Annotated in this window: 12 protein-coding genes; 11 read left to right on the forward strand and 1 reads right to left on the reverse strand. The window is 50.5% G+C overall.

Annotated features, from left to right (window positions below; translation table 11 throughout):
- Nucleotides 1-17 precede the first annotated feature (17 nt).
- The 11 genes from purB to DT065_RS17080 all read left to right on the forward strand — a co-directional run bounded on the left by purB (nucleotide 18) and on the right by DT065_RS17080 (nucleotide 13,029).
- The gene (purB, locus tag DT065_RS17030; protein WP_114375418.1) at nucleotides 18-1,310 is read left to right on the forward strand and encodes an adenylosuccinate lyase; all 1,293 of its coding nucleotides are present in this window, start codon (nucleotides 18-20) and stop codon (nucleotides 1,308-1,310) included.
- Nucleotides 1,311-1,322: 12 nt separating this feature from the next.
- Nucleotides 1,323-2,033 (forward strand): phosphoribosylaminoimidazolesuccinocarboxamide synthase, encoded by a 711-nt coding sequence (gene purC, locus DT065_RS17035; RefSeq protein ID WP_114375419.1) that lies wholly within the window; start codon nucleotides 1,323-1,325, stop codon nucleotides 2,031-2,033.
- The gene (gene purS / locus DT065_RS17040; RefSeq protein WP_114375421.1) at nucleotides 2,026-2,277 is read left to right on the forward strand and encodes a phosphoribosylformylglycinamidine synthase subunit PurS; all 252 of its coding nucleotides are present in this window, start codon (nucleotides 2,026-2,028) and stop codon (nucleotides 2,275-2,277) included. Before purC ends, purS begins: the two co-directional genes overlap by 8 nt.
- Nucleotides 2,274-2,960: a phosphoribosylformylglycinamidine synthase subunit PurQ gene (purQ, locus tag DT065_RS17045; protein ID WP_114375422.1), complete on the forward strand. Its 687-nt coding sequence runs from the start codon at nucleotides 2,274-2,276 to the stop codon at nucleotides 2,958-2,960. Before purS ends, purQ begins: the two co-directional genes overlap by 4 nt.
- Nucleotides 2,944-5,166, forward strand: a complete 2,223-nt coding sequence (gene purL, locus DT065_RS17050) for a phosphoribosylformylglycinamidine synthase subunit PurL (RefSeq protein WP_114375424.1) — start codon at nucleotides 2,944-2,946, stop codon at nucleotides 5,164-5,166. The genes purQ and purL overlap by 17 nt, the downstream gene beginning before the upstream one ends.
- On the forward strand, nucleotides 5,142-6,560 hold the full coding sequence (purF, locus tag DT065_RS17055; RefSeq protein ID WP_114375426.1) for an amidophosphoribosyltransferase: 1,419 nt from the start codon (nucleotides 5,142-5,144) through the stop codon (nucleotides 6,558-6,560). The genes purL and purF overlap by 25 nt, the downstream gene beginning before the upstream one ends.
- A complete protein-coding gene (gene purM / locus DT065_RS17060) occupies nucleotides 6,523-7,602 on the forward strand; it encodes a phosphoribosylformylglycinamidine cyclo-ligase (RefSeq protein WP_257791139.1) in 1,080 nt (359 codons plus the stop codon). The genes purF and purM overlap by 38 nt, the downstream gene beginning before the upstream one ends.
- Nucleotides 7,599-8,213, forward strand: a complete 615-nt coding sequence (gene purN, locus DT065_RS17065; RefSeq protein WP_114375429.1) for a phosphoribosylglycinamide formyltransferase — start codon at nucleotides 7,599-7,601, stop codon at nucleotides 8,211-8,213. Before purM ends, purN begins: the two co-directional genes overlap by 4 nt.
- Nucleotides 8,185-9,711, forward strand: a complete 1,527-nt coding sequence (gene purH, locus DT065_RS17070) for a bifunctional phosphoribosylaminoimidazolecarboxamide formyltransferase/IMP cyclohydrolase (protein WP_114375431.1) — start codon at nucleotides 8,185-8,187, stop codon at nucleotides 9,709-9,711. The genes purN and purH overlap by 29 nt, the downstream gene beginning before the upstream one ends.
- Nucleotides 9,712-9,725: 14 nt before the next feature.
- Nucleotides 9,726-10,985, forward strand: a complete 1,260-nt coding sequence (gene purD / locus DT065_RS17075; protein WP_114375433.1) for a phosphoribosylamine--glycine ligase — start codon at nucleotides 9,726-9,728, stop codon at nucleotides 10,983-10,985.
- Between the two features lie 397 nt (nucleotides 10,986-11,382).
- Nucleotides 11,383-13,029: an SLC13 family permease gene (locus DT065_RS17080; protein WP_418314563.1), complete on the forward strand. Its 1,647-nt coding sequence runs from the start codon at nucleotides 11,383-11,385 to the stop codon at nucleotides 13,027-13,029.
- A gap of 199 nt (nucleotides 13,030-13,228) precedes the next feature.
- On the opposite strand, the gene DT065_RS17085 is transcribed toward DT065_RS17080, so the two are convergent.
- A complete protein-coding gene (locus tag DT065_RS17085) occupies nucleotides 13,229-14,638 on the reverse strand; it encodes a hypothetical protein (protein WP_114375435.1) in 1,410 nt (469 codons plus the stop codon).
- Nucleotides 14,639-14,941: the final 303 nt, after the last annotated feature.

A 14,941-nucleotide genomic window follows, 5' to 3' on the forward strand; every position in this document is an offset into this window, starting at 1 on the left:
AGCAGAGGAGACCGACGATGATAGAGCGTTACACGCGCCCGGAAATGGCGCAGATTTGGACGGAAGAGAATCGATTTCAAGCTTGGCTGGAAGTGGAAATTGCGGCCTGTGAAGCTTGGGCGGAACAAGGGGTCATCCCGAACGAAGACGTTGCAAAAATTAGAGAAAACGCTGGATTTGACGTTGAACGCATTCTTGAGATCGAAGCAACCACTCGCCATGATGTCGTCGCGTTTACACGCGCCGTTTCCGAGACGCTCGGGGAAGAGCGGAAATGGGTGCATTACGGCTTGACGTCCACGGACGTGGTCGATACCGCCCAGTCTTACTTGTTAAAACAAGCAAATGACATTCTGCGAAATGATTTGCACCGTTTTAAAGACGTGCTGGCTCGTAAGGCAAATGAACATCGCTATACATTGATGATGGGCCGGACTCATGGTGTGCATGCTGAGCCGACAACGTTCGGGGTCAAGCTCGCCCTTTGGTATGCGGAAGTGAAGCGGCAGATCGAACGCTTTGAAGCAGCCGCTGCAGATGTCCGTGTAGGAAAAATGTCGGGTGCAGTCGGCACTTTCGCAAACATTCCACCCGAAATTGAGGCGATCGTTTGCGAACGCTTGGGACTTGCGCCGGCACCGATTTCAACACAAACGTTGCAACGCGACCGCCACGCCCACTACATCTCCACGCTCGCGCTTATCGCCACGTCGATGGAAAAAATGGCCGTAGAGATTCGTAACTTGCAAAAAACGGAAAGCAGGGAAGTCGAAGAAGCGTTCGGCAAAGGGCAAAAGGGTTCATCCGCAATGCCTCATAAACGAAATCCGGTCGGGTCAGAAAATATGACCGGCTTGTCCCGTGTCATCCGCGGGCATGTACAAACAGCTTTTGAAAACGTTCCACTGTGGCACGAAAGGGATATTTCCCATTCATCTGCTGAACGCATTATTTTCCCGGATAGCACGATTTTACTTAATTATATGTTGAATCGTTTCACGAACATTATCGACAATCTTACCGTTTATCCGGAGAATATGCGCGCAAATATGGAGAAAACCTTTGGGCTTGTCCATTCGCAACAAGTTTTGCTCGCGCTCATCGATCGCGGCATGACGCGAGAAGAAGCCTATGATCTTGTGCAGCCGAAAGCGATGGAAGCGTGGGAGACGAAAGTTTCGTTTCGAACACTCGTGGAAGGTGAAGACGCCATCACGCAAGTGCTTGACAAAGAAACGCTTGATGACTGTTTCGATGAACGGCACCATTTGAAAAACGTTGATGTATTATTTTCCAGAGTTGGCCTATGAAAGGATGTCCATATGACACTTTTATATGAAGGGAAAGCGAAGCAGCTGTATACGACGGACAACGCCGAAGAATTGCGTCTCGTGTACAAAAATGACGCGACGGCATTTAACGGGGGGAAGCATGATGTCCTGCACGGAAAAGGAGAGCTGAACAACGCGATTTCCACTCTCTTTTTCGAAGTGTTGGAAGAAGAAGATGTACAGACGCATTTCATAAAAAAAATCAGTGACACAGAGCAACTCGTGCGTCCAACGCGGATCATACCGCTTGAGGTCGTTGTTCGTAACATCACTGCCGGCAGTTTGGCACGACGGCTCGGTTGGGAGGAAGGCAAAGCGCTTTCCGAACCGATTGTGGAATGGTATTACAAAGACGATGCCCTCGGGGACCCGCTCGTGAACGAGGACCACATTGCCGCTTTGGGTGTGGCCAAGGTGGAAGAACTGGAAGAAATGCGCATGCGGGCGCTTCATGTCAACAACATTTTGGTGGATCTTTGCTGGAAAGCGAATCTTTTGCTCGTTGATTTTAAATTGGAATTTGGGTTGCAGGACGACGGCACGCTATTGCTTGCCGATGAAGTGTCCCCCGATACGTGCCGCTTTTGGGATAGCGAGACGAAAGAGAAGATGGATAAGGATCTCTATCGCTATGGTCTTGGGTCTTTGCAAGCCGGTTATGAAAACATTCTTTCCCGTATAGGAGGCGTCGTTTATGATTAACGTCCACGTGTACATTACCTTAAAAGAAGGGGTGCTTGACCCGCAAGGGCAAGCCGTGCAGCGCTCATTGACCGCCCTCGGTTATGATGAAGTTGACACGGTGAGTGTCGGCAAATGGTTAAAATTAGAGATGTCTGATGGTGCGGATGTGGAATCACGTGTCGAGCAGATGTGTGAACAATTGCTTGCCAATCCGGTGATTGAAAACTATACGTATTATGTGGAACGGGAGGAAAAGGTATGAAAGCGGCGGTGATCGTTTTTCCGGGCTCGAATGGTGACATGGATATGTATCACGCGCTAACTGATTTTACCGACGCGGGAACCGTAGATTTTGTGCCTCATACTTCGGAGACCGTGGAAGCCTATGACGCCATTTTCCTTCCGGGTGGCTTTTCGTACGGGGATTACTTGCGCTCAGGCGCGATCGCCCGTTTTGCACCGGTCATGAAAAGTGTGATCGCCGAAGCCAACAAAGGAAAACCGGTCCTTGGCGTCTGCAACGGCTTTCAAATTTTATTGGAAGCGAATTTGCTGCCAGGAGCGATGAAACGAAACAAGCATTTAAAGTACATGTGCCGAACAGTAGATGTGAACGTTGAGAATGCCGACACTTGTTTTACGCGGGCGTATGAGCATGGGGAAAGGTTACGGATTCCTATCGCCCATGGCGAAGGGAACTATGAATGTGACGAGACGACCTATGAAACCTTGAAAGCGGACAACCGCATCGTTTTCACCTATGGATCCGATGTGAACGGATCGGTTGGAAACATCGCGGGGATCACAAACGAGGCGGGCAATGTGCTCGGAATGATGCCCCATCCGGAACGGGCGATGGAGGCAATTCTCGGAAGCGAAGACGGGCGGCGCTTGTTTACGAACATTTACCGCCATTGGAGGGACAGACATGTCGTTACAACTTGAACCGACCGCCGAAGAGATTCAAACCCGGCGTTTATACGTGGATATGGGGGTTAAGGACAGGGAATATGACCGTATTGTATCGCTCATAGGCAGGAAACCGAATTTTACGGAAATCGGCATGTTTTCAGTGTTATGGTCGGAACATTGCAGTTATAAACATTCGAAACCGTTGCTGAAACAATTCCCATCCACAGGCCCCCATGTGGTGCAAGGGCCTGGAGAAGGTGCCGGGGTCGTAGATATTGGTGACGGGCAAGCGGTCGTCTTTAAAGTGGAAAGCCACAATCACCCATCGGCCGTTGAGCCATATCAAGGCGCGGCCACCGGGATAGGTGGCATATTGCGCGACGTTTTCTCCATGGGCGCACGTCCGATCGCACTGCTCAATTCCTTGCGCTTCGGTCCGCTTACGACACCGCGAACGCAGTATTTGTTTGAAGAAGTGGTGGCAGGTGTTTCGGGTTATGGCAATAGCGTCGGCGTGCCGACCGTTGGTGGCGAGATTCAATTTGATGACACGTATGACGGCAACCCGCTCGTTAATGCCATGTGCATCGGGCTGATCGATCAAAACCATTTGCAAAAAGGCATTGCTTCCGGTGTAGGCAACACCGTCATGTATGTGGGCGCCTCTACCGGGCGCGATGGCATTCACGGTGCAACGTTTGCTTCCGAGGAATTGAGTGAGTCGTCTGCAGAGAAACGACCGTCTGTGCAAGTGGGCGACCCGTTTACGGAGAAACGGGTACTGGAAGCATGTTTGGAAATGGTGCAATCAGACGCCCTCGTCGGGATTCAGGATATGGGCGCTGCTGGGCTCACCTCATCAGCGGCGGAAATGGCGAGCAAAGCCGGTACAGGCATCGATATGAACCTAGACTTCGTCCCTCAACGGGAGGCGGGCATGACTCCGTACGAGATGATGCTTTCCGAATCGCAAGAACGCATGCTTATCGTCGTTGAAAACGGGCGGGAAGCAGAAATGGAATCGATTTGTGAAAAATGGGACCTTGAATGCGTGGGCGTCGGGACTGTCAAAGACGACCAGCACCTTACGTTAACGTTCCAAGGGGATGTGGCTGCCGACGTTCCTGTAATGGCCCTTACCGATGACGCACCTGTTTATGATGTTCCCTCCGAAGAACCGGTTTCTTTTCGCGCTCAGCAACAGCTGACTTGGCAACCGCCAAAGACCGATCACAACGAAACGTTGCTACAATTGCTATCGCAGCCAACGATCGCGAGCAAAGAATGGGTGTATGATCAGTATGATCATATGGTGCAAACGAATACGGCTGTCATGCCGGGATCGGACGCGGCTGTTTTGCGACTTCGCGGCACGAAGAAGGCGCTGGCCATGTCCATCGACGGCAACAGCCGCTATATCGCACTTGACCCATACACAGGCGGGCAGATCGCCGTGGCGGAAGCGGCGCGCAACATTATTTGCTCAGGGGCGCAACCGCTCGCGCTCACGGATTGTTTGAACTACGGAAGCCCGGAACAACCGACGATTTATTGGCAAATGGAACAGTCAACCGCCGGCATGAGCGAGGCGTGTGCTACCTTTGACACACCGGTAGTAAGCGGGAATGTCTCCCTCTACAACGAGACAAACGGGGAAGCGATCTATCCCACGCCTGTCGTCGGGATGGTCGGCCTTGTGGATGATCTTGATCATATTACCACGCAAACATTTAAAGCCAGTAGTGATTATATCTATGTCATCGGTGAACCGGAGTCGGCGTGGGGCGGCAGTGAATGGCAACGCCTTGAAGACGGCCAAATCAGCGGCCAAGTGCCGCGAATGGATCTTGAACTGGAAAATGAACGTCAGCAACAAGTGTTAAGCGGGATCCGATCCGGGTTGATCCAATCGGCCCATGATATTGCAGAAGGCGGCTTGGCGGTCGCACTTGCCGAATGTGTGATGAGGACGGAACTGGGCGCGGAAGTAACGATGGACGATGACGCTGCCGATTTGTTTTCCGAAACACAATCGCGGTATGTGATCAGTGTTGCACCGGAACATGCAGATGCGTTGGAACAGGCGATTCCGGCAGCCAAACATTATGGGACGGTATCAAAAGAACCATCATTGTACGTAAAAACAGCCGAAGGACGCACGCTCATCGATCAACCGACGAATCACCTGACTCACGTTTGGAAGGGAGCGATTCCGTGTTTCCTGAAATCAAAGGCCTAAATGAAGAATGCGGACTATTTGCGATATGGGGACATCCGGAAGCAGCGAAACTCACCTATTACGGATTGCACAGTTTGCAACATCGCGGCCAGGAAGGGGCTGGGATCGTTACGATTGACGGTGAGGAGCTTTATGTTCATAAAAATACAGGTCTATTGACCGAAGCTTTTCAAGCAGGAGACTTGGAACGTTTATCCGGCCGGCAGGCACTCGGCCACGTGCGCTATGCTACCGCGGGTCGTGGAGGGTATGACAATGTCCAACCGCTTCATTTTAAATCTGAAGATGGAAGCATTGCTATGGCTCATAACGGCAACCTCGTTAATTACCAGCCACTGAAAAGTGAGCTTGAACGAAGCGGGAGCATTTTTCAAACGACGACCGATACGGAAATTTTAGCTCACCTTATGAAACGCGGTCATTCCGATGACCTGCGCAAACAATTCAAAGAGGCACTTCCACAGCTGACCGGCGCTTATTCATTTGCCGTGATGACGGAAGATGAACTCGCTGTCGCCCTCGATCCACACGGCTTGCGCCCGTTGTCGCTCGGGCGGTTAGGGGACGCGTTTGTGGTTGCTTCGGAGACGTGTGCATTTGACCTCATTGGTGCGGATTATGTTCGTGATGTCGAACCGGGAGAAATGATTATTTTTAACGAGCGCGGCATGTTTTCCGAACGATTTATGGAAGCAAAAGAACGTGCCCTTTGCAGCATGGAATATGTGTATCTGGCGAGACCCGATTCCAATCTTGAACAGATTAATGTGCATACCGCGAGAAAGCAACTGGGAAAACAACTGGCCATAGAAGCGGACGTGGACGCCGATGTTGTTACCGGCGTGCCGGATTCATCCATTTCGGCCGCGATCGGCTTTTCCGAACAAGCGAAGCTCCCGTATGAACTTGGTTTAATCAAAAACCGGTACGTCGGACGGACGTTTATTCAACCTTCGCAAGCATTGCGCGAACAAGGTGTAAAAATGAAACTTTCCGCCGTGCGCGGGGTTGTGGAAGGCAAGCGGGTCGTGATGGTCGATGATTCCATCGTACGCGGAACGACGAGCCAACGAATTGTGCGCCTGTTAAAAGACGCCGGCGCCGCCGAGGTGCACGTGCGCATCAGCGCGCCACCAATTATCCGACCGTGTTTTTATGGGATTGATACCTCAACCACCGATGAATTAATCGCGGCTAATCATTCGACGGAAGAGATGCGCGAGATGATGGGCGCAGATTCCTTGCGATTTTTATCGGTCGACGGCTTAAAGACAGGTATCGGGAGAGATGCGAAACAGCCCAATTGCGGTCAGTGTCTCGGGTGCTTTACCGGCGAGTATCCAACCGCGATCCCAAATGAACATAGAGACCTTGTCGTTGCAGGAAAAGGATAGGGGGAAATACGACGTGCGAGATGCATACAAAGAAGCGGGCGTTGACGTCAAGGCGGGCTATGAAGCTGTCTCCCGCATGAAAAAACACGTGGAACGGACGAAACGCTCTGGCGTACTTGGTGCCCTTGGCGGTTTTGGCGGCACGTTTGATCTATCCGCGCTCGAGTACAAAGCGCCGGTGCTCGTTTCCGGAACGGATGGCGTCGGAACGAAGCTGCTGCTCGCCTTTGCTGCCGCTCAGCATGACACGATCGGCGAAGATGCCGTCGCCATGTGCGTCAATGATATTCTCGTTCAAGGCGCTGAGCCGCTTTATTTTCTTGATTACATCGCTGCCGGGAAAACCGATCCCGCGCGCATGGAGGCGATCGTCAAGGGCGTCAGCAATGGCTGCCGGCAGGCGGGTTGTGCGCTCATCGGAGGCGAAACGGCGGAAATGCCGGGCATGTATGATGAACATGAATATGATGTGGCCGGTTTTGTTGTCGGTGTCGTGGAAAAAGATGCGCTTATTACGGGGGATGAGGTGCAAGTAGGTGATCGCTTGATCGGATTGCCGTCGACAGGCGTGCACAGCAACGGATTTTCGCTCGTGCGAAAAATCATCAAGGATAAAGGGTTGGATTTGCAAAAAACGTATGCCCCCATGGAGGGGGTCCCCCTCGGCGAAGCGTTGTTAACGCCGACGAAGATTTACGCACAGCACATTCAGGCATTGCTCTCGGCGTTGCCGGTGAGCGGAATGGCGCATATTACCGGCGGTGGTCTGTTGGAAAACGTGCCGAGAATGTTGCCGGAAGGATTGGGTGCGAACATCGACCCAGTGCATTGGGAGCACCCGGATATTTTTTCTTTTCTGCAGCAACAAGGGAAATTAAGTGATATGGACATGTATAGCACGTTCAATATGGGCATCGGTTATGTGATCGCGGTCAGACCGGAACGAGAAGAAGAGGCACTTGGCATTCTTCCCGATGCGCGTGCGATTGGTACGGTCGATCAAAGCGAAGCGCTCACGATCGAGGGGGTCTCCCCGGCATGAAAATAGCGTTATTTGCGTCCGGGTCAGGCAGCAATGTGGAAGCCATTTTGCAAGCGATTCGAGCGGAGACACTGTATACCACACCGGCCTTTGTATTTAGTGATCGCCCGAACGCCCCGGTGTTGGAAAAAGCGAAGCGTTATGGAGTGTCTACCCACATGTTTCGCCCTCGGGATTTTGACAGCAAGCAGCAATATGAAGAATCGTTGCTGCAGCTTCTTGACAATTACGACGTTCAATGGGTTGTTTTGGCTGGCTATATGCGACTTTTGGGAGCGACGATCGTGGAGCCTTACACCCATCGAATCGTGAATATTCACCCGTCTCTGTTGCCAGCCTTTCCGGGGCTCGACGCCGTTGGACAGGCGTTGGGAGCCGGAGTGGAAAAGACGGGCGTGAGCATTCATTACGTGGATGCCGGGATGGATACGGGAGAAATCATCCAACAAGAAACCGTGCCTATCACATCGGAAGACACGAAAACTTCATTAGAAGAGAAAATAAAGCGTGTGGAGCATCAGTTGTATCCGGAGACGTTGCAACAATTGTTTGAAGAACGATCGAAAGGGGTTCTCCAACGAGATGAAACGGGCATTGATAAGTGTCAGTGATAAAACCGGGATTGTTGATTTTGCAAAAGCGTTGCAGGAAGCGGATTTTGAAATTGTTTCAACGGGAGGGACAAAACGTGCGCTGGAAGAGGCCGGCGTCCAAGTGGTCGGGATTTCCGAAGTGACGAACTTCCCGGAAATTTTGGACGGACGGGTGAAGACGTTGCACCCGGCGATTCACGGTGGTCTACTGGCCAACCGGGAAAAGGAAGCACATCGAGAAGCATTGCACGAACACTCAATAGCCCCGATCGACCTCGTCGTCGTGAATCTTTATCCCTTTAAAGAGACAATCAAAAAAAAGGGAGTAGAGGATGCGGACGCGATTGAAAATATTGATATCGGCGGTCCGGCTATGTTGCGCGCGGCCGCAAAAAATCATGCCCATGTAGCGGTGGTGACGGACCCCGGGGACTATTCCCAAGTGTTGGAAGAAGCCCGTGGCAACGGCCTTCGTTTCGATACCCGTAGACATTTGGCGGCGAAAGCCTTCCGTCATACCGCTGCTTATGATGCGTTAGTTGCCGACTACATGACTGACGAGGTGTTTCCGGAAACGCTGACGCTCACGTATGAGAAAAAACAAGCGCTCCGTTACGGGGAGAACCCTCATCAGGGTGCATCGTTTTATCAGCACCCGTTGCCGGCAGTTACATCGCTCGCAGCGGCTGAGCAATTGCACGGAAAAGAACTTTCGTATAACAACATTAATGATAGTAACGCTGCGTTTGCCCTTGTCTCCGAATTCAGCGATACAAAGGCGGCTGTTGCTGTGAAGCATACGAACCCATGCGGCGTTGGCATCGGTGATACACTGCCGAGAGCATTTGAAGAAGCCTATGCCGCTGATCCTGTTTCCATTTTTGGAGGGATCGTTGCGGTCAATGATAGGGTGGATGCCGATACGGCAGAACAATTGGCGAACATATTTCTGGAAGTAGTTATCGCCCCGGATTATAGTCGGAATGCGCTTGATATTTTACAAAAGAAGAAAAACATTCGTCTTTTGAAAGTGGACATGGGCGGAGATCGGAATGTTCCCCACGCGCTTACATCAGTGAGCGGCGGGATGCTTGTGCAAGAAGACGACGTGAAAGGCTTGGCAGATACGGATGTGAAGGTGGCGACGAAACGAGCGCCCACATCTGAAGAATGGCGAAGGCTGGAATTTGCGTGGCGCGTTGTGAAACACGTGAAATCAAATGCCATCGTCTTAACGAAAGGCAACCGTACCATCGGTGTGGGCGCCGGGCAAATGAATCGGGTGGGCGCCGCTGAAATTACCATTGCACAAGCCCAATCTGATGCCGAAGGAAGTATGCTCGCTTCCGATGCATTTTTTCCCATGAAAGACACGATGGAAGTCGCGGTTAAAGCAGGAGTAACGGCGGTCATTCAACCCGGCGGCTCCAAGAGGGATCAAGAATCGATTGACGTCGCCGATGACGCAGGGATCACGATGGTGTTCACCGGCATGCGGCATTTCAGACACGCGTAAGGGGAGACGGTAAGATGAATGTTTTAGTGGTAGGGAGCGGGGGCCGTGAGCACGCCCTTGCTTGGAAATTGAACGCCAGTCCGATCGTGGAACGCGTTTATGTAGCGCCCGGCAATCCGGGGATGGAGCATGTGGCCGAGCGTCTGCCCATGGACGCAACGGATGGAGAAGCGTTGGCGGCGGTAGCGAAAAAACGTGACGTGGAGCTCACGATCATCGGACCGGAAGCATCGCTTTTGGCAGGCGTGGCTGATGTGTTTGCCCGGGAAGAGTTGAACGTATTCGGCCCAAAAAAGGATGCCGCCCGCATCGAAGGAAGCAAATCCTTCGCAAAAGATATAATGAAAAGGTACGGCATCCCTACGGCAGGATATGCCGTGTTTACCGATTATGAAGAGGCGTGTGCCTATGTGGAAGAAAAAGGTGCACCGATCGTTGTCAAAGCGGATGGTTTGGCTGCCGGAAAAGGGGTGACGGTCGCCATGACGATGCAGGAAGCATTTGATGCGTTGGCGGATGTCCTTCTGGATAATGCTTTCAGGAGCGGTGCTAAAGTCGTTCTTGAGGAATATTTACAGGGCGAAGAGATTTCTTTGATGGCGCTCGTGAACGGAGACACGGTCGTTCCGCTTGCGGAATCCCAGGATCATAAACGTGTCTATGATCATGATCAGGGGCCTAATACCGGCGGGATGGGTGCCTATTCTCCCGTCTCTCACGTCGAAACGGAAATGGTTGAAGAAGCGGTGGATGCGATTCTACGCCCGGCCGCAGCGGCAATGGTCACGGAAGGCGTTTCGTTTACCGGTGTGTTGTATGCTGGCTTAATGTTAACCGGAGAAGGGCCAAAAGTGATAGAATTTAACGCTCGTTTCGGCGACCCGGAAGCACAAGTGATTTTGCCGCGCCTGGAGGACGATCTCGCGACCGTATTCATGGACGTGCTTAATCATCGCGAGGTTGAGCTTACCTGGAAACCTGAAGCTATGCTCGGTGTTGTAGCCGCGGCGGACGGATACCCCGGTCCTTATCACAAAGGATTGCCAGTGCCAAGTGGCGCCGCACTCGGGTCGGAAGAAAGCATGGTGTTTTACGCCGGTGTTGACGGAGAAAGGAACGAGCTCTGGAGCAGCGGAGGCCGGGTTTTTTTACTCGGATCTCTTGGAGAGACGATAGAATGGTCTCAAAAGAATGTGTATGATCAATTGCACACGTTGAATCTCGAAGGCTACCATTACCGTAGCGATATTGGGAGCCGCGGGGTTACAGAATGAGTTATATACTTATAAGCGAACGATGGCCGCATTTTTCGGATGAAAATGCGGCCACAATACATTATAGGGATGCCCCGTTGGGATTTGGCCTGGACACTTTTCTCTCTCATCCTTAAAAAAGTCCGATGTTACCTCTAGATCGAACTTTTCCCTGCTTATTCTAGAAAACTGTCCACGTTTGAATGCTTTTTTAAATTTTTTGCCATATATTATATTGTTCCAAAATGAATGAGTGCGTGATAAGATGGATTGCGCAACGTTCATAGATGCTTTTAGCATACAAGTTATTCGATACAGGATGCAGCATTTACAACTGGATTTGGATCGTTTGGAGAACAATTTTTATATTAAAAAGAAACCGCATTCATCAATGACAAGGGATAGGAGTGAGGGAGAGTTGTTTGCCCGTATTTGGCAAGAAGCGTGGAATAGTCATCAACGTGTAAAAGATATGTGTTCGTTCATGATGGGGAGCCCCGGGGGCAACGCCACGGACAAACGGGGACGTATGGAGAAGGTTTCAGGAAAAATGACCGGAGGGCAGCCGCCGAAGCGTGGTGGTGAGATTTCTAAAAAGAGAGCTATAGGACTTATACTAGGACCCGTATTGTTTTTTATTATTTTATTCTTATTTCAAACGGAAGGCTTATCCCCGGAGGCACGTGGGGTGCTTGCCGGAACGGTGTGGATCGCGACATGGTGGATTACCGAGGCGCTTCCGATCCCCGTCACGGCCTTATTACCGATTATCCTTTTTCCAATGGTAACAAGCTTAGAAGTCGGGGAAGTAACACCGAACTACGGGGACGATATCGTCTTTCTATTTTTAGGCGGCTTTGTGATAGCGTTAGCATTAGAACGCTGGAATTTGCATAAACGAATCGCGTTAACGATTATTTCATTGATTGGGACAAGCACGAATCGCATTGTTCTGGGATTTATGATTGCTACCGGTTTCCTTTCCATGTGGATTTCAAACACCGCAACCGCGATGATGATGGTCCCAATTGGAACAGCGATTATTTTTCAAGTCGGTCGATCATTACACGAAGAAAATATCGAAAACGCAGAAGTACAGGAAAATCAATTTGCAAAAGGTTTAATGATTGCCATTGCCATGTCTGCTTCCATCGGGGGCTTGGGAACAATCATCGGGACCCCGCCGAATACAATTTTAGCCGGTTCGCTAAATGAAATATTTGATATTGATTTATCGTTTGCAGGTTGGATGACGTTCGGCGTCCCGCTGGCTGTGATCCTACTTTCTTTCGCTTGGATCTATTTGGTCAAGATCGCGTTTCCGATGAAAATGAAACACATTCCTGGCGGAAAAGAGCTTATCCATGAGCAACGAACAGGTTTAGGAAAAATGAGCCCGGAAGAGAAGATGGTGCTCACTATATTTACCTTAACCGCCTTGGCATGGATTACCCGCTCCTTTTTGTTGGAAGATATTATTCCGGGAATCGACGATACGATGATCGCGATCATTGCTGCTGTGGTACTCTTCGTATTGCCGTCGAAGACATACAAAGGTGATAAACTGATGACATGGCACGCAGCCAAAGATGTCCCTTGGGGAATTTTGATTCTTTTTGGTGGCGGTCTCGCGATCGCGGGTGCATTTCAGGATAGTGGCTTGGATGTTTGGATTGGCGAGCAACTGACCATATTGCAAGGGATCGAGTTTGTCTTTATTTTGTTAGGTGTCACTTTGCTTGTCGTGTTTTTAACAGAAATTACTTCCAACACGGCTTCTGCGACGATGCTTATGCCGATTATGGCCTCTCTCGCTGTAGCCATGGACGTGCATCCTTTTGCCTTGATGGTCCCTGCAGCTGTCGCCGCGTCTTGTGCGTTCATGTTACCCGTGGCTACCCCACCGAATGCGGTTGTATTTGGTTCCGGTTACTTGAGAATGGGTGACATGGTCAAAGCCGGGCTTTGGATGAATCTCATTGCTATTATTGTTACAGTGGTATTGGTTATGTTCTTGCTCCCCGCTGTTTGGGACATTGATTTGACCGTTTTTCCTAACGGATGATAAACCACGGAAACACTCCCTAAAGGTAGAGGAATGCCTCGGGGAGTGTTTTTTACTTTAGGATAAAATTAGTAACGGACGGAGAATCGTTATGATTAATCGTGAAAAATTACACTAAATCAAAAATAAATGAACAGAAGAATGATCACTGAATGTACAAATTATTATAAATCAACTGCTAAAAATAGAGGCTGTTTGGTTAAAGCAACCAAATAGCCATCATTGAGGCGACAGTGATTCCGATCAGAACAGGCACGAGGTTTTGCCTCACTAGCTCGGTGGGTTTGACCCCTGCGATCCCGGCATCTGCCGCGGCGCCAAACGCCCAGGCCGCGAGTGTACCGCCACCGACAAAGATCGTGACGACTTGCCCCAAGGAGGCGAGAATGGCTACATCAATCCCCGTTGCTTGCCCGAGTGCTGCCGACAAGCTTCCGACAAGCGGTAAGCCGGAAAATCCGGATCCGTCCAGGCCGGTAAGGAGAGCGATCAACACAATTCCAATCACGACTAAGGCCGGACTCCCCCCCACATAGGTTGAAAGCATTTCACCTAGATCGAAGAGAAAACCCGGTGCCCCCTCGCCAAGTACAGCCTCCGCGTGGTCGGGGTGACCGAGAAAGAAGAAACCTGCTAACGGGATAATGGGGGCAAAGATTTTCAGTGCGAAGAAGAACCCTTCCTTCATGTGTTCCACGACACTGCCCATGCCTTGAATCCCGCTCCGGACGAACGTTGCGACCATCATTAAAAAGACAGCGGTTCCGCCAAGCAAGGCGGTGGCTTCCTGGCCTTGAATGGCCGTTTCAGGATGGAAAATGGAACGGTAAAGCATAAGGCCGACAATGGTGAGCAATACGAGCGGCACGAACACTGCCATTGTTTTCGAGGTTTTTGGGCGTCCTTGATACGTGTCTGTCGTCTTGATATCCAGCCCGCTTTCATCTGCTACCCATTTCCCTTTTTTCATCCCTCTTTTAATGGTGAAAAACGCGATTGGGATGGCTACCAAGCCAACCAAGAAAGAAAATAACGCTGTGTACGGCAAAATTTGACCAATATCCAACCCTGCGGCAGATGCCGTTATATTTCCGGCACCTTGAACAACAAGGTCCCCCGATAACGCCATGCCGTGTCCGAATAGATTAACCGCGACCGCCGCTCCGATGGCGGGTAATCCTGCTTTGACGGCAATGGGGATCAACACTGTGCCGACGAGTGCGATCGCGGGCGTCGGCCAGAAGAAAAGCGCGGCGATATACATCGTGATTCCCAGCACAAAAAATGACATCGTCGGATTCACCATTAACTTTTTTAGCGGTGAAAACATCAATTCAGCGGCGCCGACCGCTCGCAATGCCTGCAACATCGCGACCATTAACGTGATAATCAACATAATGTCAAACAGCTCAACGCCCGCGTTCATAAAAGCAAGAAAGACGGCTTGCGCTGAGGAAACCAAACGGTCGATAATGCCCAAGTCTGTATAGTAAAAAAAGGCAAGTAGAAATGTCCCGATCATGACCGGAAAAACAACATTTTTTCTCCAAAGAATAAAAATAAACACGGTGGCAATGACGATAAGAAAAAATACATGTGTGAAATCCATGATAACCCCCTTAAAAAGGACGATCACACGATTAGGCGTCTACACGATAAGATATGATGGCGAAGATAGAATGTGTTAGGCGTCTGTTTATGTTTTTGGCGGCCATTAAAAAACAACCCTCCCATTGGAGCGTTGCTCATGTAGGCTAAATGTTTCGCGAGATGCGAAACGGTGGTTGACAAATGGATAATTCGTACAACCTCCGTTTTCATAGAAAAAACTTGTTGCAATCTTGTCACCCGCTTTTCCCATGAAATATTGGAAATATGTTAGAATGACATTAGTCAAAAATAAGATCGTTTG

This window comes from Salicibibacter kimchii (genome assembly GCF_003336365.1).
Taxonomy (GTDB): Bacteria; Bacillota; Bacilli; order Bacillales; family Marinococcaceae; genus Salicibibacter; species Salicibibacter kimchii.